Origin of the sequence: Pseudomonas sp. PARCl1 (assembly GCF_947311875.1) — a bacterium.
GTDB classification, from domain to species: domain Bacteria; phylum Pseudomonadota; class Gammaproteobacteria; order Pseudomonadales; family Pseudomonadaceae; genus Aquipseudomonas; species Aquipseudomonas juntendi.
In genome coordinates, this window is sequence record NZ_CAMZMX010000023.1 from 1 (window position 1) to 17,636 (window position 17,636).

A 17,636-nucleotide genomic window follows, 5' to 3' on the forward strand; every position below is an offset into this window, starting at 1 on the left:
TGATAATCTTTTTGACTATCAGTCCGTACTCACAAGCACCCACACGAATTGCTTGATTCTATTTGTTAAAGAGCGGTGGTTAAGATTGTTTCGTCTCAACCGAGGCGCGCATTCTACGCTTTCCTCATTTGCTGTCAAGCGTTTATTTTGAAGTTTTTTGCGAGAAACTCGTTTAGCTTCAAACACTTGACTCGCTGCGATCTCTCGTAGCGGGAGGCGAATCATACAGCGTTTAGAAGCGCTGTCAACCATCATCTCAACCGCATTCGATCATTCGATCGTAGCCCTTACAGCACCTTCCGGATCGATTAACTCATTGAATTTCAAGGAGTTTGTCGTTCCGTTGTCGCTGGAAGTGGGGCGCATTATAAGGGGATTCGAGAGGGCGTCAACCTTTAATTCAAATAAACTTTCAGGGCGCTTAAAAAGCAAAGCGGGGAGGCCTGGCGGCCTCCCCGCTATATAGCTAGACCAGCATTCCCTACAACACGCCAACGCTGCGCAACTGGCGCACTTCTTCCGCTCCTAGCCCTAACACCTCCTCAAGCACCACCTCGGTATGCTCACCCAACATAGGCGGCGCCAGCCGATACTCGACAGGCGTCGCCGACAAACGTATCGGGCTCGCCACCTGCGGCACATTGCCTGCCAACGCATGCGGGATACTGACCGCCAGCCCGCGAGCCAGCACTTGGGGGTCGCGGAACACCTGGGCAAGATCATTGATTGGCCCACACGGCACACCCGCTGCCTCCAGCTTGCTCACCCATTCGGCCGTGGTCTTGAACACGGTGGCCTGGCGAATCAATGGAATCAGCTCAGCCCGGTTGGCCACACGCAGCTTGTTGGTGGCAAAGCGAGGGTCAGTCGCCCATTGAGGCTGCCCGGCCACCTCGGCGAACTTGCGGAACTGGCTGTCGTTGCCCACGGTAAGAATGAAATCGCCATCCGCCGTCGGAAAATCCTGATAAGGCACGATGTTGGGGTGCGCATTGCCCAGGCGACGGGGCGCCGTGCCCGTGGTCAGGTAGTTCATTGCCTGGTTCGCCAGGCAAGCCACCTGCACATCCAGCAGCGCCATGTCGACGTGCTGACCGACCCCAGTCTGGTCACGGTGGGCGAGGGCAGCCAACATGGCCACCGTTGAGTACAGCCCGGTCAGAATGTCGGTAAGGGCGACACCCACCTTGACCGGGCCTGCGCCTTCCTCACCTTCCGGGCGCCCCGTCAGGCTCATCAGCCCACCCAGCCCCTGGATCATGAAGTCATAGCCAGCGCGCCGGGCATAAGGCCCGGTCTGCCCGAAACCGGTAATGGAGCAATAGATAAGCCGCGGATTGTCGGCCTTGAGGCTCTGGTAATCCAGCCCATAGGCCGCCAGCCCACCCACCTTGAAGTTCTCGATGACGATATCGCACTTCGCCGCCAGCTCACGCACCAGGCGCTGGCCCTCGGGCCGCGTGAAATCGATCGTCACCGACCGCTTATTGCGGTTGGCCGACAGATAATAAGCCGCCTCGCTCGTGTTCTCGCCATTGGCACCTTTAAGGAAGGGCGGCCCCCAGGAGCGGGTATCGTCCCCACTGCCCGGCCGCTCGACCTTGATCACGTCAGCCCCCAGGTCGGCGAGGATCTGGCCAGACCACGGACCGGCCAACACGCGCGACAGGTCCAGCACCCGCAGATGTGATAACGCGCCCATGGACTGGCTCCTTATCAATAGAAAGCCTGGATACCGGTTTGCGCGCGGCCCAGGATCAGCGCATGCACGTCGTGCGTACCTTCATAGGTGTTGACCACCTCCAGGTTGACCAGATGACGGGCGACACCGAACTCGTCGGAAATCCCGTTACCACCAAGCATGTCGCGCGCCATGCGTGCGATATCCAGCGCCTTGCCGCAGGAGTTGCGCTTCATGATCGAGGTAATTTCCACCGCCGCGGTGCCTTCGTCCTTCATTCGCCCAAGGCGCAGGCAGCCTTGCAGCGCCAGCGTGATCTCGGTCTGCATGTCGGCCAGCTTTTTCTGGATCAGCTGGTTTGCAGCAAGTGGGCGACCGAACTGCTGACGGTCCAGCGTGTATTGGCGGGCGGTGTGCCAGCAGGCCTCTGCAGCACCCAGCGCCCCCCAGGAAATGCCGTAACGGGCCGAATTCAGGCAAGTGAACGGACCTTTGAGGCCACGCACATCGGGGAAGATGTTCTCTTCCGGCACAAACACATTATCCATGACGATCTCGCCGGTAATCGACGCGCGCAGACCGACCTTGCCATGAATTGCAGGCGCACTCAGGCCCTGCCAGCCCTTTTCCAGGACGAAGCCACGGATATCTCCGGCGTCATCCTTGGCCCAGACCACGAATACGTCAGCGATCGGGCTGTTGGTGATCCACATTTTGCTGCCGCTCAGGCGATAACCGCCCTCGACCTTCTTGGCCCGGGTAATCATCGAGCCCGGGTCAGAGCCATGGTTAGGCTCGGTCAAACCGAAGCAACCGATCCATTCCCCACTCGCCAACTTGGGCAAGTACTTCTGTTTCTGGGCTTCGGTGCCAAATTCGTTGATCGGCACCATCACCAGCGAAGACTGAACGCTCATCATCGAGCGATAACCGGAGTCGATGCGCTCCACTTCGCGGGCAATCAGGCCATAGCACACATAGTTCAAGCCACTGCCGCCGTATTGCTCGGGGATGGTCGCACCCAGCAGGCCCACTTCCCCCATTTCGCGAAAAATCGCCGGGTCGGTCTGCTCATGACGAAACGCCTCGAGTACACGCGGGGCCAGCTTGCCTTGGGCGAACTGATAAGCGCTGTCACGCACCATGCGCTCTTCTTCAGTGAGCTGCTGATCCAGCAGCAGTGGATCGATCCAGTTGAAGCTTGCTTTACCAGCCATGAGCGGAATCCTCGAGAAGGGGGCGGAGTTTTTATGTGCCTTTGAGCCTAGGACTGATTGCCCGCTGATACAAACGAGGATTGCGCACCATATAGTGATATTTTGTCACTTCGAAAATCAGAACCCCGCCACATTTTCGGCCTTACGAGTGAGGTTGACGTACATGCGACGCAAGATCCCCAGCACCTCTGCATTGGTTTGCTTCGAGGCCGCTGCACGTCACCAGAGCTTCACCAAGGCCGCCCAGGAGCTTTCCCTGACCCAAGGCGCCGTCTGCAGACAGATTGCCAGCCTGGAAACGTTCCTTAACGTAGAGTTGTTCCGCCGCTCGCGCCGTGGTGTGAAGCTGACCGAGGCGGGCCTGTCGTACAGCCGACAGGTTGCCGCGCAACTGGACGCAGTGGAGCGCGACACCTTGTCAGTGATGCGACAGCAGGGCGCCAGCGTGATCGAACTGGCAGTAGTACCGACCTTCGGTACCCAATGGCTGCTACCGCGCCTCAAAGACTTCCAGCAGCGCCACCCGGAGGTCACCGTGAACCTCACCAACCGCACCCGGCCATTTCTGTTCGCGGACACAACATTCGATGCCGCCATCTATTTTGGTGATGGCGACTGGTCTGGCACACAGTCGCAGCGGCTGATGGGGGAAAACCCGTTACCCGTATGCAGCCCGGCACTGCTGGGCGGGCAAGGCACGCTCGAAGCACGGCACATCGCTGAGCTGCCACTGTTGCAGCAGAGCACGCGGCCGTACGCGTGGCGGCAATGGTTCGCAAGCGTGGCCATGAATGTGGAACGTGACATGACCGGCCCACGCTATGAGCTGTTTTCGATGCTTGCCCAAGCGGCCATGCACGAGATGGGCGTCGCGCTGATACCGCCGTTTCTGATCCAGCGCGAGTTGCAGGAGGGTAGGCTGGTAGTCGCTAACAGACACGTCCTGACTAGCGACAAGGCCTACTATCTGATGATTCCAGAACGCAAGGTGGAGTCCGCATCTCTGCGCGCATTCCGTGACTGGCTGGTGAGCCAAGCGCAGGCATATGCCCAGGAACGGGACAACCTGACCCCGTAGTCAATTATTTTTAACACCTACAGATATATATATTTGTCGCATATTCGTAAACTGTTACGTACGCACAAAAATACCCGCTAACCGTCCTGACTACGGGGCTTTGCGGGTTATTTTGCGACATCGAACAAGCCATCAGCGAACTGGCCAAAATTTTTTTGTTTTTTCCTCCTAATCTGGCAAAAGCCCGTAGTTGATGGGCTGCGACCTTATGCGTGCGACAAGCGGTCACAGGGTGACTTGTAGTTTTAACTTCGTTTCGCTCCAGAACCGGTTGAAGCCCTATGGGTTCGTCTGCAAAATGCTTCGCCCGCCCAGGATCCGGCGGGATGGCGCTCCACAGCCACCCAGCACACCATTCGCAGTGCGCTGGCTTTGACAAAAACAAAGGTCACCGCAGGAGAAATAGTCGTGCACATTGGTGTTCCTCTCGAGACGCAGACCGGTGAGACAAGGGTCGCTGCGACCCCCGAAACCATCAAGAAACTGATTGGCCAGGGCCATCAGGTCACCGTTCAACGGGGGGCAGGGCTCAACGCCGCCATTCCGGACAGTGCCTATGAGGCCGTGGGTGCTTCCCTGGGGACCGCAGCCGATGCATACGGCGCCCAACTGGTCCTGAAGGTGGTCGCGCCCAACGACCAGGAACTGGCCCTGATCAACAGCGGCAGCCTGCTGGTAGGTATGCTCAACCCCTTCAACAGCGAACTGATCGGCAAGATGGCCGAACGCGGGATCACCGCCTTCGCGCTGGAGGCCGCGCCCCGCACGTCAAGGGCGCAGAGCCTGGACGTGCTGTCGTCACAGGCGAACATTGCCGGTTACAAGGCCGTGCTGCTGGCTGCCCATCACTACCCACGCTTCATGCCCATGCTGATGACCGCCGCCGGTACGGTCAAAGCCGCCCGGGTACTGATCCTGGGTGCGGGCGTTGCCGGCCTGCAGGCCATCGCCACGGCCAAGCGCCTGGGCGCAGTGATCGAGGCGTCCGACGTACGCCCGGCGGTGAAGGAGCAGATCGAGTCGCTGGGCGCCAAGTTCATCGACGTCCCCTACGAGACCGACGAAGAACGGGCGTGCGCCGAAGGCGTCGGCGGCTATGCCCGGCCGATGCCAGCCAGTTGGATGCAACGCCAGGCCCAGGCCGTGCACGAGCGCGCCAAGCAGGCGGATATCGTCATCACCACCGCATTGATCCCTGGCCGCAAGGCGCCAACCCTGCTCAGTGCCGAAACAGTGGCCCAGATGAAGCCTGGCTCGGTCGTCATCGACCTGGCCGCGGCCCAAGGCGGCAACTGCCCGCTGACCGTGGCGGACCAGGTCGTTCAGGCGCATGGCGTGACCATCGTCGGCCCTACCAACCTGCCGGCCCAGGTCGGCGCCGATGCCTCGGCGCTGTATGCGCGCAACCTGCTGGACTTCATGAAGCTGCTGTTCGACAAGGACGGCGCACTGACCATCAACCTCGAAGACGACATCGTCGCGGCCTGCCTGATGTGCCGCGATGGCCAGGTCGTCCGCAAGAACGGCTAAGGAGCACGACAATGGAAGACATGCTGATTTCCCACGGCATCTACAACCTGATCATCTTCGTGCTGGCCATTTATGTGGGCTACCACGTGGTGTGGAACGTCACCCCGGCGCTGCACACCCCACTCATGGCGGTCACCAATGCCATCTCGGCGATCGTCATCGTCGGTGCCATGCTGGCCGCCGCCCTGACCGTGACCCCTGCCGGCAAACTGATGGGCACCCTGGCGGTGGCCCTGGCCGCAGTCAATGTGTTCGGTGGCTTCCTGGTCACCCGCCGCATGCTGGAAATGTTCAAGAAGAAAACCAAGAACGAGGCGCAGAAGTAAGCATGAGCATGAATCTGGTAACGCTCCTCTACCTCGTCGCCTCGGTGTGCTTCATCCAGGCGCTCAAGGGCCTGTCGCACCCGACAACCTCGCGGCGCGGCAACCTGTTCGGCATGATCGGCATGGGCATCGCCATCCTCACTACGGTTGGCCTCATCTACAAGCTCGCGGCGCTCTCCATCGGCAACGGTGGGGCTACGACCGGCATCGGTTACGTACTGGTCGGCCTGCTGGTCGGTGGTACCGCCGGTTCGATCATGGCCAAGCGGGTCGAGATGACCAAGATGCCCGAGCTGGTCGCCTTCATGCACAGCATGATCGGCCTGGCTGCGGTGTTCATCGCCATCGCCGCAGTGCTCGAACCGCAGTCGATGGGCATCGTTGCAGCCATCAGCGACCCGATCCCTACCGGTAACCGCCTGGAACTGTTCCTCGGCGCAGCCATTGGTGCCATTACCTTCTCTGGCTCGGTGATCGCTTTCGGCAAGCTGTCGGGCAAATACAAATTCCGCCTCTTCCAGGGCGCACCCGTACAGTTCGCCGGTCAGCACAAGCTCAATCTGATCCTGGGCCTGACCACCATCGCCTTGGGCCTGCTGTTCACGTTCACCGGCCATTACAGTGCCTTCACCCTGATGCTGGCCTTGGCCTTTGTCATGGGTGTGCTGATCATCATTCCGATTGGCGGCGCCGACATGCCGGTGGTTGTTTCAATGCTCAACAGCTACTCGGGTTGGGCAGCTGCGGGTATCGGCTTCTCGCTGAACAACTCGATGCTGATCATCGCGGGCTCGTTGGTGGGCTCTTCTGGCGCCATCCTGTCGTACATCATGTGCAAGGCGATGAACCGTTCGTTCTTCAACGTCATCCTCGGCGGCTTTGGTGGCGACACCGACGCGGGGGCGGCGCAAGGCTCGCAAGAGCAGCGCCCGGTCAAGTCCGGCTCGGCTGACGATGCCACCTTCCTGTTGAGCAATGCCGACAGCGTGATCATCGTTCCGGGCTATGGCCTGGCGGTGGCCCGTGCCCAGCATGCACTCAAGGAACTGACCGAAAAGCTGACCCACAACGGTGTAACCGTGAAGTACGCGATTCACCCGGTTGCGGGGCGTATGCCTGGGCATATGAACGTGCTGCTGGCCGAAGCCGAAGTCCCTTACGACCAGGTCTTCGAGATGGAAGACATCAACGCCGAGTTTGGCCAGGCCGACGTGGTACTGGTGCTGGGCGCCAACGACGTGGTCAACCCGGCGGCAAAAAACGATCCCAAGTCGCCCATTGCCGGCATGCCGATTCTCGAAGCGTTCAAGGCCAAGACCATCATCGTCAACAAGCGCTCGATGGCCAGTGGCTACGCCGGCCTGGATAACGAACTGTTCTACCTGGACAAAACCATGATGGTATTCGGTGACGCCAAGAAGGTCATCGAAGACATGGTCAAGGCTGTGGAATAAAGCGCCGCAGCAAACCCGCCGATATAAAGGAAGCCCCGGTAAGCATCTACCGGGGCTTTCTTTTTATTGATCCGGATCAACGGCTCTACCGAGAGGCTTCTCATACGACCATGGTCGTGGGACGGCAATGGGCGAAATCTCTAGACTGCGCTGCAGTAGTTTCAGCAGCCCGAGATAACAATCCATGTACCGTGACCGTATCCGCTTGTCCTCTCTGCACAGCAAGGTAATGAGTGCGGCTGATGCCGCTGGTCTGATCGAGGACGGCATGACTGTCGGCATGAGCGGCTTTACCCGCGCCGGTGAGGCCAAGGCCGTCCCGCATGCACTGGCCGAACGTGCCAAACAGTCGCCACTGAAGATCAGCCTGATGACCGGCGCCAGCCTGGGCAACGACCTGGACAAGCAACTGACCGAGGCCGGTGTATTGGCCCGCCGCATGCCTTTCCAGGTAGACAGCACCCTGCGCAAGGCCATCAACGACGGCAAGGTGATGTTCATCGACCAGCACCTGTCGGAAACCGTCGAACAACTGCGCAACCAGCAATTGAAGCTGCCGGACATCGCGGTCATCGAAGCCGTGGCCATCACTGAGCAGGGCCACATCGTACCTACTACATCGGTGGGTAACTCGGCCAGTTTCGCCATCTTCGCCAAGCAGGTGATTGTCGAGATCAACCTCTCGCACAACACCAACCTCGAAGGTTTGCACGACATCTATATCCCCACCTATCGCCCGACCCGCACGCCCATTCCGCTGGTCAAGGTCGACGATCGTATCGGCAGCACCGCCATCCCGATCGACCCGGCGAAGATCGTGGGTATCGTCATCAGCGACCAACCGGACTCGCCATCTACCGTGTTGCCGCCAGATGACGAAACCCAGGGTATCGCCAACCACCTGATCAACTTCCTGAAGAAGGAAGTGGAAGCTGGCCGCATGACCAACAAGCTCGGCCCACTGCAGGCCGGCATCGGTAGCATTGCCAACGCCGTGATGTGCGGCTTGATCGAGTCGCCCTTCGAAGACCTGACCATGTACTCCGAAGTGCTGCAGGACTCGACCTTCGACCTGATCGACGCCGGCAAGCTGCGCTTTGCATCGGGCAGCTCCATCACCCTGTCGACCCGCCGCAATGCCGATGTATTCGGTAACCTCGAACGCTACAAGGACAAGCTCGTACTGCGCCCGCAGGAAATCTCCAACCATCCGGAGGTCGTGCGGCGCTTGGGCATCATCGGTATCAATACCGCGCTGGAGTTCGACATCTACGGCAACGTCAATTCCACCCACGTGTGTGGCACCAGGATGATGAACGGGATCGGTGGCTCGGGTGACTTCGCCCGTAACGCCCACCTTGCTGTATTCGTTACCAAGTCGATTGCCAAAGGCGGTGCAATTTCCAGTGTGGTGCCAATGGTCAGCCATGTGGACCATACCGAACACGACGTGGACATCCTGGTCACCGAACAAGGTTTGGCCGACCTGCGTGGCCTGGCCCCGCGCGAGCGGGCACGCGTGATCATCGACAACTGTGTGCACCCAGACTACCGCGCGGCACTGAACGATTACTTCGAGCGCGCCTGCCAACGTGGCGGCCATACGCCACATATCCTGCGCGAAGCGCTGAGCTGGCACGAGAACCTGGAAGAAACCGGCCGCATGCAAGCGAGCTGATCCAGCGGCGGCATGGAACAGCAGCCCCGCTTCTGCTGTTCCAGCCCATTCGCGTTTCACGTCCAGACCCAAGAATATCCAGAACTGTACTACTGTACCTGTCCTAGGCTTCTTTCAAGCCTGCAGAACATCGCCACATACCAAAAATGCACCATAAAGATGCAGACCAGTACAGTTTCGCCTGTTTCGAGTGCAACAGTAGGGTTACACAGTTAACTGAGCCATCGTCTTTCGCATGAACTGTATCTACTGTTCTGGACAAGAGAGGAGGATCATTGGCATCAGTTAAATCACTACCTAATCCCGCCATAAGCGGAAGGATGAAGCATCATGGAACGTACCCTCAGTTCCGGTCTGGTTTTTGAAAGCAATGCCCAGCAATCCAACGCATCGCTGCCGCTGCGCGCACTGTCCACTCTGGTGCTGTGGCAGCGCCGCATGGCAAGCCGCCGTCAACTGGCTCGCCTGGACGCTCGCCTGCTGGCCGACGCTGGCATCAGCGAGTCGCAGCGTTACGAAGAGCTGAGCAAGCCTTTCTGGCGCTAAGCACCGGCTTGCCGGCTTCGGCCGGCACCGCGAATTCCTGAAACCCGTTGCAGGCAACTGCGACGGGTTTTTTGTTTGTGGCATGCAGAGGTCAGCGCCAAGCGCTGAACAGATACAGTTTGTGTAGTACAAATCCAAACCGATACAGTTGACGGCCCGTTCTTCGTTAACATCTGGAAACACCCGCGCGTGATACGCTTGGCTTGGCAGTCTGGTAGAAACCACTGTCATAAGTACCGCGACCAGCAATGCGAGCGTCCGATAAGCAGAACCACCCGACCCGAGTTCAGGAGTGCACGAAATGTCCCGTAAATATCTGATTGGCGCCGCTCTTATGCTGAGCCTGGCTGGCACCGCAAACGCCACCAGTTTCGTCGTCACCACTGACGCTGTAGTAGGGGCAGTAGCTGCGTCCACCGACGCCACCTCGGATGTTTCTTCGTCGTTCCGTGACGATAAAATCGTCCAGGCCGCCCGTGACGACGCTGCCAGCTTCGTAGGCAGCCAAGGCGATATCCGCGGTGCCAAGCTGGAAAGCGCGTTCCGGCACATCCGCGCACAAATGCCAAGCCTGCAGGCCAGCGACGCCGAACTGGCCCAGGCCATTCTGGCAATCTAAGCGCCGGCAAGCGCCCAGGCTGTGCCGGGTGCCCCGTACAGCCAGGCCAGCCCTCGCCACCCTTACTTCCAGTTGTCGTAGAGCCCATGCGTTATCTGTTGCCGCTGCTGTTTTCCCTTGCCGGCATGGCCAGCGCCCATGCCATGGACACCACTACCCAAGGCCTGGTGATCTCAGCCTACGCCACCAGCCAGGTCACCACTGCACCCTTTGATCGCAAATTGGTGCGTGAGGCCCGTGACGATGCCGCGGTATTCGTCGCCACCCATGGCCAGATCCGCGGTGCTCGGCTGGAAGCTGCCCTGGAATCATTACGCCATAATTGCGCACGGCAGGGCGTTGGCGATCTGGAACTGGCGCAAGCAATTCTCGTCCAATGACTACATCTGACTCCCTGTAATTTTTCGGAGATGCTCCATGCGTAAACCGCTGATTGCCGCTACCCTCGGCATGTTGCTGCTGGCTGACCTGGCCCAGGCACAGACCCTGGTGGCCACCAGCAACATCATCGTGCGTGCCTTTGGCCGCTCGATCGACTTCACCTCGGACACCACCACTTCGATCCGCGACTCGAAAGTGGTACGCGAAGCCCACGACGACGCTGCCAGCTTCGTGGCCAGCAACGGGGACATCCGTGGCGCGCAGCTCGAAGCTGCCCTCACCACCCTGCGCGAGCGCGTTCCGGAAGCACGCGGCGCCAGCGACCAGGTATTGGCCGAAGCCATCCTCGCACTGTGAAGCCCGTGCGTGCCTGGCTGCTCGGCTGCGCCCTGACGCTGCTCGGCACGCCCGCCCTGGCCGGCCTGCAGCTCGAGCTGCAGTCGTCCGGCCTCGACCCACAGCAGACTCAAGCCAGCCAGGCCCTGCTTGACGAGGCCATGGCCAAGCTGCCCCCGCGCTTCAAGCAGCAACTCGACCGCCGCGTGCAGGTGAGCTGGAGCGACAACATGCCAGCCGACGCCTATGGGCAGGCCACACTGGTGTCCACGCTTCAGCTCAACCGTCGCCTGCTGCCCGGGCTCACCGATGGCAGTGCCGCCATTGAGCGCACCAACCGCCCTCATGGCACCGTGCGACAAGAGCTACTGGCCACTGTCCTGCACGAACTCAGCCACATCTACGACCGTGCGCGCCTATGGCCCAGCCGTGAAAGATCGCTGATTGCCCGCTGTAAACGCCAACAGGGCACCGTGGGCAAAATCGGCCTGCCTGAGGAATGCCGCGGCCAGGCTGAGCGCCGCTTCACCCTGAGCGATGACCCACGCCTGCTTGACCTGGCCGGCTGGCCGCAATACGTGGGCCGCCGGGGTGAGCGTGAGCAGCACAACGGCCAGTTCGTGCGCAGCCCCGACAGCTATGAACTCAGCAGCCCCAAGGAATACCTCGCGGTGAACATGGAGTACTTCCTCCTGGACCCGAGCTACGGTTGTCGCCGCCCGGCGCTCAACCAGTACCTGCATGAGCATTTCGGCTGGGCACCGCCACAGAACACTTGCGCCAGGGGCTTGCCATTCATCAATGCCGGTAGCGACTTCGCCCGCCAGCCACTGGGCGAAATCGACCCCGAACGGGTTTATGAAGTGGACTACCTGCTGGCCGAAGCCAACCAGAACCTGGTCAGCCGCTGGGGCCACAGCATGCTGCGCCTGGTCATCTGCAGACCCGGCCGCCCCCGCGGGCCAGACTGCCGCCTCGACCTGGACCAGAGCCTGGTGCTGTCATACCGCGCGTTCGTCAACGATGTGCAGCTATCGAGCTGGGACGGCCTGGTCGGCGTCTATCCATCGCGCCTGTTCGTGCTGCCGCTGGGCCAGGTCATCGACGAATACACCAAGACAGAGCTGCGCAGCCTGGCCTCGGTGCCCTTGAAGCTGAACCGCGAAGAGATTGAAAACCTGGTGCGCCAGGCTGCCGAAATGCACTGGAGCTACGACGGCAACTACTGGTTCCTGTCCAACAACTGTGCCGTAGAGTCATTGAAGTTGCTGCGCAGCGGCACCGCCAACCCGCAATTGAATGACCTGGACAGCATCATGCCCAACGGTTTGCTGGCCGTGCTCAAGGGCAGGGGGCTGGCCGACACGAGCGTGCTCGACAACCCCCGCGAGGCGCTGCGCCTGGGCTACCGCTTCGACTCCTACCGCGAGCGGTACCAGGCCATGTTCGAGGTGCTGCGCAAGCAATTGCCGATCCAGCAGCAACTGGTAGAAGACTGGCTGGCCTTGAGCGCCGAGCAACGTCGCCCCTGGTTCGCCCAGGCCGACCTGCGCACCAGCGCTGCGCTGCTGCTACTGGAGCAGGCCAGCCTGCGCCGGCAACTGTTGCTGGCCCAGGACGAGGTCAAGCAGCGCTACCTGAATGCCGCAGCGTTGAAAGATGGCAGCGTCAACAAGGCCGATGCCACCCTCAAGCAAATGCTTGCCAACAGCGGCTTCCTCAGCCGCCCGGCAGAATTGCTCGACAGCAAAGGCTATGGACTGCCGCAGCCCGAAGAACGCGAACACCTGGAGCGGGAGAGCAAGGAACGGCAGGCCAGGTTGCTGCGCCTGAGTACCAACCTGGACAAGGAGGTAAGGGCGCTGCTGGCCCCCTCGCGGGCCAGGGAAATTTCTGCGGTAGAGGCCAATGTGAAGCAGATAGGCGAGCATTTGCGGGCACTGCACAAGGCTGCAGGTGGCCTGCAGTTGTAACGGCGCCTATCCGCGGCGAGCCGGCTTACACCTATTGGAGTTGGCTTGCCAGCGGCAGGGCCCGCAGCACGAGCACAGCATCTTAAAGGCGTTCCCCGTGCTCCTCCGGCAAATCCTCATCAAGGTGCAGCCAAGGCAACCGGCTGTCTACCCAGATATGGCGGTTGGCGCGCACGCCCTCCGGGTGGTCGAGGGTGGCCACGGTCACATCGATGGTCTCGGGACTGTGCGTGGTCACCAGCGCCACATGGGCCCCACACCGCCCACAAAAGTAACGGCTGCAACTGGGCGGGGCCACGTAGCAGTTCGGCTTACCCGTTAACCAATGGAAATCCGAGCGGGGTAGGGTCAGCCAGGTCACGACCAGCCCACCACTTACCCGCCGACAGATTGTGCAGTGGCAGTGGGCGATGTCCGTCAGGTCACCCGCCAGCCGATACCGCAACGCGCCGCAATGGCAGCCACCCTCGGTCACATGCTGCATCATCTACCTCTCGTCGCCTTTGCTTCAGCGAAAGCTGGCTGAAAGCTTGTGCTCATAGGATAGCGCCACCACCGGCACAAGACCGGTCAGCCAGGGCGCCCGGTAACAACCGCGCCCGGCCCAATCAACAACAACAATGGTGATCCTGATGTATTCCTGTGCCCGCCTTCGCGCAATCCCCCTCCGCATGCTCCCCGTGCAGCGCCAAACGCGCTGACCCGCCCGAATCGACGTTCCTTTCGTAGCGCCACGCCTGGAGTATTGCCATGCTGACCTTCCTCGGCTTTGCCATGGTCATCACCTTCATGTACCTGATCATGACCAAGCGCCTGTCGGCCTTGATCGCGCTGATCCTGGTACCGATCCTGTTCGCCGTGTTCGGCGGTTTTTCCGCCAAGATCGGCCCGATGATGCTCGAGGGCATCAGCAAGCTCGCGCCTACCGGCGTGATGCTGATGTTCGCAATCCTGTATTTCGCCCTGATGATCGACTCCGGCCTGTTCGACCCGGCCGTGCGCAAGATCCTCAAGCTGGTCAAGGGCGACCCGCTGAAAGTCTCGGTGGGTACCGCCGTACTGGCCCTGGTGGTTTCGCTCGACGGTGATGGCGCCACCACTTACATGATTTGCTGCGCCGCCATGCTGCCGATGTACAGCCGCCTGGGGATGAGCCCGCGAATCATGGCCGGCCTGACCATTCTGGCCGGCGGCGTGATGAACATGACCCCTTGGGGCGGCCCGACCGCACGTGCCGCCAGCGCCCTGCACGTGGACCCGTCGGACATTTTCGTGCCGATGATCCCGGCCATGTTGTTCGGCGTACTGGCCATCCTGGCCATTGCCTACCTGTACGGCAAGCGTGAGCGTGCCCGCCTGGGTGAACTGCACCTGCCAACCGATGACACCGACCATAGCGATATCACCGTTTCGCAATTCCCTGAGGCCCGCCGCCCCAAGCTGCTGTACTTCAATGGCGCGCTGACTGCCGCCCTGATGGTCGCGCTGATCGCCGGTATCCTGCCGCTGCCGGTGCTGTTCATGATCGCCTTCAGCATTGCCATGATCGTCAACTACCCCTGCCTGCAACAGCAGAAAGACCGCATCGCCGCCCATGCCGGCAGCGTGCTGGCAGTCACCGGGTTGATCTTCGCCGCGGGCATCTTCACGGGCATTCTGTCGGGCACCGGCATGGTCGATGCCATGTCCAAGAGCCTGCTGGCAGTCATCCCTGAAGCGATGGGCCCCTACATGGCAGTGATCACCGCAATCGTGAGCATGCCGTTCACCTTCTTCATGTCCAACGACGCGTTCTACTACGGGGTTTTGCCAGTGTTGGCCGAGGCCGCCAGCCACTACGGCATCAGCCCGGTTGAAATGGCCCGCGCATCGATCGTCGGCCAGCCGGTACACCTGCTCAGCCCACTGGTGCCCTCGACCTACCTGCTGGTAGCCCTGGCCGGTATCGAGTTTGGCGATCACCAGCGCTTCACGCTCAAGTGGGCAGTGCTGGTGTGCCTGTGCATAATGTTCGCCGCGCTGCTGATGGGCATTTTCCCGCTGTTCAGTAGTCTTTAATAAACGCGTATTACCCCACCGCGACGCGCCCTGCAGGGCGCGTCGCCTTTACCGCTCGAAGGAAACAACATGGAATGGCTGACCAGCCCGGAAATCTGGGTTGCCTTTTTTACCCTCACCGCGCTTGAGATCGTCCTCGGGATCGACAACATCATCATGATCTCGATCCTGGTCAGCCGCATGCCCAAGCACATGCAGCCGCGCACCCGGATCTTCGGCCTGGCCCTGGCCATGGTCACCCGCATCATGCTGCTGTTGTCGATCACCTGGGTCATGCGCCTTACCGCCGACCTGTTCGTGGTGCTCGGCCAGGGCATCTCCGGGCGTGACCTGATCCTGTTCTTCGGCGGCCTGTTCCTGCTGTGGAAAAGCTCCCAAGAGATCTACCACGGCCTGGAAGGTGAGGACGAAAACGATGAAGCGCCCAAAGGCGCAGGTGGCAAGTTCTTCTACACCATCATTCAGATTGCCATCATCGACATCGTGTTCTCGCTGGACTCGGTGATTACCGCAGTAGGCATGGTGTCCCACGTGCCAGTGATGATCGCTGCCATCGTCGTGGCCGTACTGGTGATGATGCTGTGCGCCGGCGCCATCAGCAACTTCATCGACAAGCACCCATCGCTGAAGATGCTCGCACTGTCGTTCCTGATCGTGGTCGGTACCGTACTGATCGCCGAAGCGTTCGACGTGCACGTGCCCAAAGGCTACGTCTACTTCGCCATGGCCTTCTCGCTGGCGGTAGAGGCCATCAACATTCGCATGCGCACTGCCCTGGCCCGCAAGGACGGCAAAGAGCATGACCCAGTGAAACTGCGCAAGGACATTCCGGGTCAGTAAGAGCGGAACGTGCAGGACAGCGGGGGCCCTACGGGGCCCCTTTTTCATTTTTGAATGGCTGCTACGTTGCGCCTGCAAGACCGGCAATGATTCATTCACGGTATGTTTCAAATTGATGACTACCGTGCGAAGCTGGCAAGCACTGCGCAAAACAGCTAAAGCTTTGAGTGAGCAATGAAAACCTATTCGAACGCTCACGTTTCTTCCCTTGGCCCCATGGGCCTGTGCTTCAGGGGGCCTTCGCCATGCTGACCCTGCTCAACCTGCTCTCGGCCGTAACGCTACTGGTCTGGGGCACCCATATCGTGCGCACCGGCATCCTTCGGGTATTCGGCTCGAATCTGCGGCGCATCATTGGCCAGAACATGAACAAGCGCCCGCTGGCATTCATTGCCGGCATTCTGGTCACTGCCATGGTGCAAAGCAGCAACGCCACGGCCATGCTGGTCACCTCGTTCGTCGGCCAGGGCCTGATGGCCATGACCCCCGCCTTGGCAATCATGCTCGGCGCCGATGTCGGCACTGCGCTGATGGCCCGGGTACTCACGTTCGACCTATCCTGGCTGTCGCCGCTGTTGATCTTCCTCGGCGTCATCTTCTTCCTTTCGCGCAAACAGACGCGGGCTGGCCAATTGGGCAGGGTGGGTATCGGGCTGGGCCTGATCATCCTGGCGCTGGAGCTGATCGTACAGGCCGCCGCGCCCATCACCCATGCCCAGGGCGTGAAGGTACTGTTCGCCTCGCTGACGGGCGACATCATGCTCGATGCCCTGGTCGGGGCGACGTTCGCCATGGTCTCTTATTCCAGCTTGGCGGCCGTTCTCCTCACGGCGACCCTGGCCGGTGCCGAGGTCATCAGCCTGCCGGTGGCCATTGGCCTGGTAGTCGGCGCCAACATCGGCAGTGGCCTGCTGGCGTTCATCAGCACCAGCATGCAGAACGCCGCCGGCCGCCGGGTGGCCTTGGGCAGCCTGCTGTACAAGCTGATCGGCCTGGTGTTGATCATTCCCGTACTGCACCCGCTGGTAGGCTGGATGGACTCGCTGAGCTTCAGCCCGCAAGAGCTGGTCATCGGCTTCCACCTGCTCTACAACACCTCCCGTTGCTTGCTGATGCTACCCACGGTCAACCCCATGGGTCGGTTGTGCAATGTGCTGCTGCCCGAGCGGGAACACAGCAACGGCCAGATCCGTGCGCGCCACCTCGACGCGTCCGCACTGGAGACCCCCAGCCTGGCCCTGGCCAATGCCGCGCGGGAAACCCTGCGCCTGGGCGACATCGTCGACAGCCTGCTCGAAGCCATGCTGGGGGCCCTGCGGGGCACCCAGACGGCGCTGCCCCAGCAGGTACGCGCCCTGGGCGAAGATGCCGACGCCCTGTACAGCGCGATCAAGCTGTACCTGGCGCAGATGACACGCGAGGACCTCAGCGAGCAAGACAACCGTCGCTGGGCGGAAATCATCGAAGTGGCTATCAACCTCAAGCTGGCCTGCGACCTCATCGAACGCATGCTGCGCAAGGTCCAGCAGCAGAAGACCAGCCAGCGCCGTGAGTTTTCCCAGGTCGGCCTCGAAGAGCTGACCGGCCTGCAGGAACAATTGCTGGCCAACCTGCGCCTGGGCTTGTCGGTGTTCCTCAGCGCCGACCCGGAAAGCGCCCGCTTGCTGCTGCGTGAAAAACGCCGGTTCCGGGCCCAGGAGCGGCGCCTGGCCCACGCCCACGTCAGCCGCCTGCAGCGCAAAGTCATGCAAAGCCTCGAGACCAGTTCGCTACACTTGGAGCTGATCGCCGACATGAAGCGTTTGAACTCTTTGTTCTGTAGCAGTGCCTATGTGGTACTGGGCGGCTCGGACACCGGCGGGTTGATGCTCGACAGTGTGCCAGACGAAGCCAGCCATGATTCTGCCTAGCTGAGGACC

At 60.8% G+C, this 17,636-nt stretch carries 16 protein-coding genes; 13 read left to right on the forward strand and 3 right to left on the reverse strand.

Annotated features, from left to right (window positions below):
* Positions 1 to 481: 481 nt before the first annotated feature.
* Together QME24_RS13975 and QME24_RS13980 are read right to left on the reverse strand one after the other, a co-directional pair.
* Positions 482 to 1,702, reverse strand: coding sequence for a CaiB/BaiF CoA-transferase family protein (locus tag QME24_RS13975; RefSeq protein WP_054904520.1), 1,221 nt, complete (start codon positions 1,700 to 1,702; stop codon positions 482 to 484).
* Between the two features lie 14 nt (positions 1,703 to 1,716).
* Complete coding sequence (locus QME24_RS13980) at positions 1,717 to 2,898, reverse strand: acyl-CoA dehydrogenase (RefSeq protein WP_054904519.1); 1,182 nt, start codon at positions 2,896 to 2,898, stop codon at positions 1,717 to 1,719.
* A gap of 163 nt (positions 2,899 to 3,061) precedes the next feature.
* Between QME24_RS13980 and QME24_RS13985 the strand changes: the two genes are divergently transcribed.
* From QME24_RS13985 to QME24_RS14030, 10 genes are all read left to right on the forward strand, one after another.
* A complete protein-coding gene (locus QME24_RS13985; protein ID WP_054904518.1) occupies positions 3,062 to 3,976 on the forward strand; it encodes a LysR family transcriptional regulator in 915 nt (304 codons plus the stop codon).
* Positions 3,977 to 4,384: 408 nt separating this feature from the next.
* The gene (locus QME24_RS13990; RefSeq protein WP_009683556.1) at positions 4,385 to 5,506 is read left to right on the forward strand and encodes a Re/Si-specific NAD(P)(+) transhydrogenase subunit alpha; all 1,122 of its coding nucleotides are present in this window, start codon (positions 4,385 to 4,387) and stop codon (positions 5,504 to 5,506) included.
* 11 nt (positions 5,507 to 5,517) lie between these two features.
* Positions 5,518 to 5,832 (forward strand): NAD(P) transhydrogenase subunit alpha, encoded by a 315-nt coding sequence (locus tag QME24_RS13995; RefSeq protein WP_003256966.1) that lies wholly within the window; start codon positions 5,518 to 5,520, stop codon positions 5,830 to 5,832.
* Positions 5,833 to 5,834: 2 nt separating this feature from the next.
* Positions 5,835 to 7,286 carry an NAD(P)(+) transhydrogenase (Re/Si-specific) subunit beta gene (locus tag QME24_RS14000; RefSeq protein WP_009683557.1) on the forward strand — a complete coding sequence of 484 codons (1,452 nt, stop codon included), beginning with the start codon at positions 5,835 to 5,837 and terminating at the stop codon, positions 7,284 to 7,286.
* Between the two features lie 184 nt (positions 7,287 to 7,470).
* Positions 7,471 to 8,964, forward strand: coding sequence for an acetyl-CoA hydrolase/transferase family protein (locus QME24_RS14005; protein WP_029885367.1), 1,494 nt, complete (start codon positions 7,471 to 7,473; stop codon positions 8,962 to 8,964).
* 330 nt (positions 8,965 to 9,294) lie between these two features.
* Entirely contained in the window at positions 9,295 to 9,510 is a 216-nt protein-coding gene (locus QME24_RS14010; protein ID WP_054904517.1) for a DUF1127 domain-containing protein, read from the forward strand.
* Positions 9,511 to 9,811: 301 nt separating this feature from the next.
* Positions 9,812 to 10,129: a DUF2388 domain-containing protein gene (locus QME24_RS14015; protein WP_029885365.1), complete on the forward strand. Its 318-nt coding sequence runs from the start codon at positions 9,812 to 9,814 to the stop codon at positions 10,127 to 10,129.
* 86 nt (positions 10,130 to 10,215) lie between these two features.
* On the forward strand, positions 10,216 to 10,509 hold the full coding sequence (locus QME24_RS14020) for a DUF2388 domain-containing protein (RefSeq protein ID WP_009683560.1): 294 nt from the start codon (positions 10,216 to 10,218) through the stop codon (positions 10,507 to 10,509).
* Positions 10,510 to 10,546: 37 nt separating this feature from the next.
* Positions 10,547 to 10,867: a DUF2388 domain-containing protein gene (locus QME24_RS14025; protein WP_009683561.1), complete on the forward strand. Its 321-nt coding sequence runs from the start codon at positions 10,547 to 10,549 to the stop codon at positions 10,865 to 10,867.
* Positions 10,864 to 12,819 carry a DUF4105 domain-containing protein gene (locus QME24_RS14030; protein ID WP_054904516.1) on the forward strand — a complete coding sequence of 652 codons (1,956 nt, stop codon included), beginning with the start codon at positions 10,864 to 10,866 and terminating at the stop codon, positions 12,817 to 12,819. The genes QME24_RS14025 and QME24_RS14030 overlap by 4 nt, the downstream gene beginning before the upstream one ends.
* An 82-nt stretch (positions 12,820 to 12,901) precedes the next feature.
* On the opposite strand, the gene QME24_RS14035 is transcribed toward QME24_RS14030, so the two are convergent.
* The gene (locus QME24_RS14035) at positions 12,902 to 13,303 is read right to left on the reverse strand and encodes a GFA family protein (protein ID WP_280091341.1); all 402 of its coding nucleotides are present in this window, start codon (positions 13,301 to 13,303) and stop codon (positions 12,902 to 12,904) included.
* Between the two features lie 266 nt (positions 13,304 to 13,569).
* Between QME24_RS14035 and QME24_RS14040 the strand changes: the two genes are divergently transcribed.
* From QME24_RS14040 to QME24_RS14050, 3 genes are all read left to right on the forward strand, one after another.
* Positions 13,570 to 14,877 (forward strand): CitMHS family transporter, encoded by a 1,308-nt coding sequence (locus QME24_RS14040; RefSeq protein ID WP_009683564.1) that lies wholly within the window; start codon positions 13,570 to 13,572, stop codon positions 14,875 to 14,877.
* Positions 14,878 to 14,946: 69 nt separating this feature from the next.
* On the forward strand, positions 14,947 to 15,717 hold the full coding sequence (locus QME24_RS14045) for a TerC family protein (protein WP_029885361.1): 771 nt from the start codon (positions 14,947 to 14,949) through the stop codon (positions 15,715 to 15,717).
* Positions 15,718 to 15,962: 245 nt separating this feature from the next.
* On the forward strand, positions 15,963 to 17,627 hold the full coding sequence (locus QME24_RS14050; RefSeq protein ID WP_054904515.1) for a Na/Pi cotransporter family protein: 1,665 nt from the start codon (positions 15,963 to 15,965) through the stop codon (positions 17,625 to 17,627).
* Positions 17,628 to 17,636: the final 9 nt, after the last annotated feature.

What these genes read in the sequence shown, in the direction of transcription:
- QME24_RS13975 (WP_054904520.1), bottom strand. Translation starts at nt 1,702, where the DNA reads ATGGGCGCGTTATCACATCTGCGGGTGCTGGACCTGTCGCGCGTGTTG.
- QME24_RS13980 (WP_054904519.1), bottom strand. Translation starts at nt 2,898, where the DNA reads ATGGCTGGTAAAGCAAGCTTCAACTGGATCGATCCACTGCTGCTGGAT.
- QME24_RS13985 (WP_054904518.1), top strand. Translation starts at nt 3,062, where the DNA reads ATGCGACGCAAGATCCCCAGCACCTCTGCATTGGTTTGCTTCGAGGCC.
- QME24_RS13995 (WP_003256966.1), top strand. Translation starts at nt 5,518, where the DNA reads ATGGAAGACATGCTGATTTCCCACGGCATCTACAACCTGATCATCTTC.
- QME24_RS14000 (WP_009683557.1), top strand. Translation starts at nt 5,835, where the DNA reads ATGAGCATGAATCTGGTAACGCTCCTCTACCTCGTCGCCTCGGTGTGC.
- QME24_RS14005 (WP_029885367.1), top strand. Translation starts at nt 7,471, where the DNA reads ATGTACCGTGACCGTATCCGCTTGTCCTCTCTGCACAGCAAGGTAATG.
- QME24_RS14010 (WP_054904517.1), top strand. Translation starts at nt 9,295, where the DNA reads ATGGAACGTACCCTCAGTTCCGGTCTGGTTTTTGAAAGCAATGCCCAG.
- QME24_RS14015 (WP_029885365.1), top strand. Translation starts at nt 9,812, where the DNA reads ATGTCCCGTAAATATCTGATTGGCGCCGCTCTTATGCTGAGCCTGGCT.
- QME24_RS14020 (WP_009683560.1), top strand. Translation starts at nt 10,216, where the DNA reads ATGCGTTATCTGTTGCCGCTGCTGTTTTCCCTTGCCGGCATGGCCAGC.
- QME24_RS14025 (WP_009683561.1), top strand. Translation starts at nt 10,547, where the DNA reads ATGCGTAAACCGCTGATTGCCGCTACCCTCGGCATGTTGCTGCTGGCT.
- QME24_RS14035 (WP_280091341.1), bottom strand. Translation starts at nt 13,303, where the DNA reads ATGCAGCATGTGACCGAGGGTGGCTGCCATTGCGGCGCGTTGCGGTAT.
- QME24_RS14040 (WP_009683564.1), top strand. Translation starts at nt 13,570, where the DNA reads ATGCTGACCTTCCTCGGCTTTGCCATGGTCATCACCTTCATGTACCTG.
- QME24_RS14045 (WP_029885361.1), top strand. Translation starts at nt 14,947, where the DNA reads ATGGAATGGCTGACCAGCCCGGAAATCTGGGTTGCCTTTTTTACCCTC.
- QME24_RS14050 (WP_054904515.1), top strand. Translation starts at nt 15,963, where the DNA reads ATGCTGACCCTGCTCAACCTGCTCTCGGCCGTAACGCTACTGGTCTGG.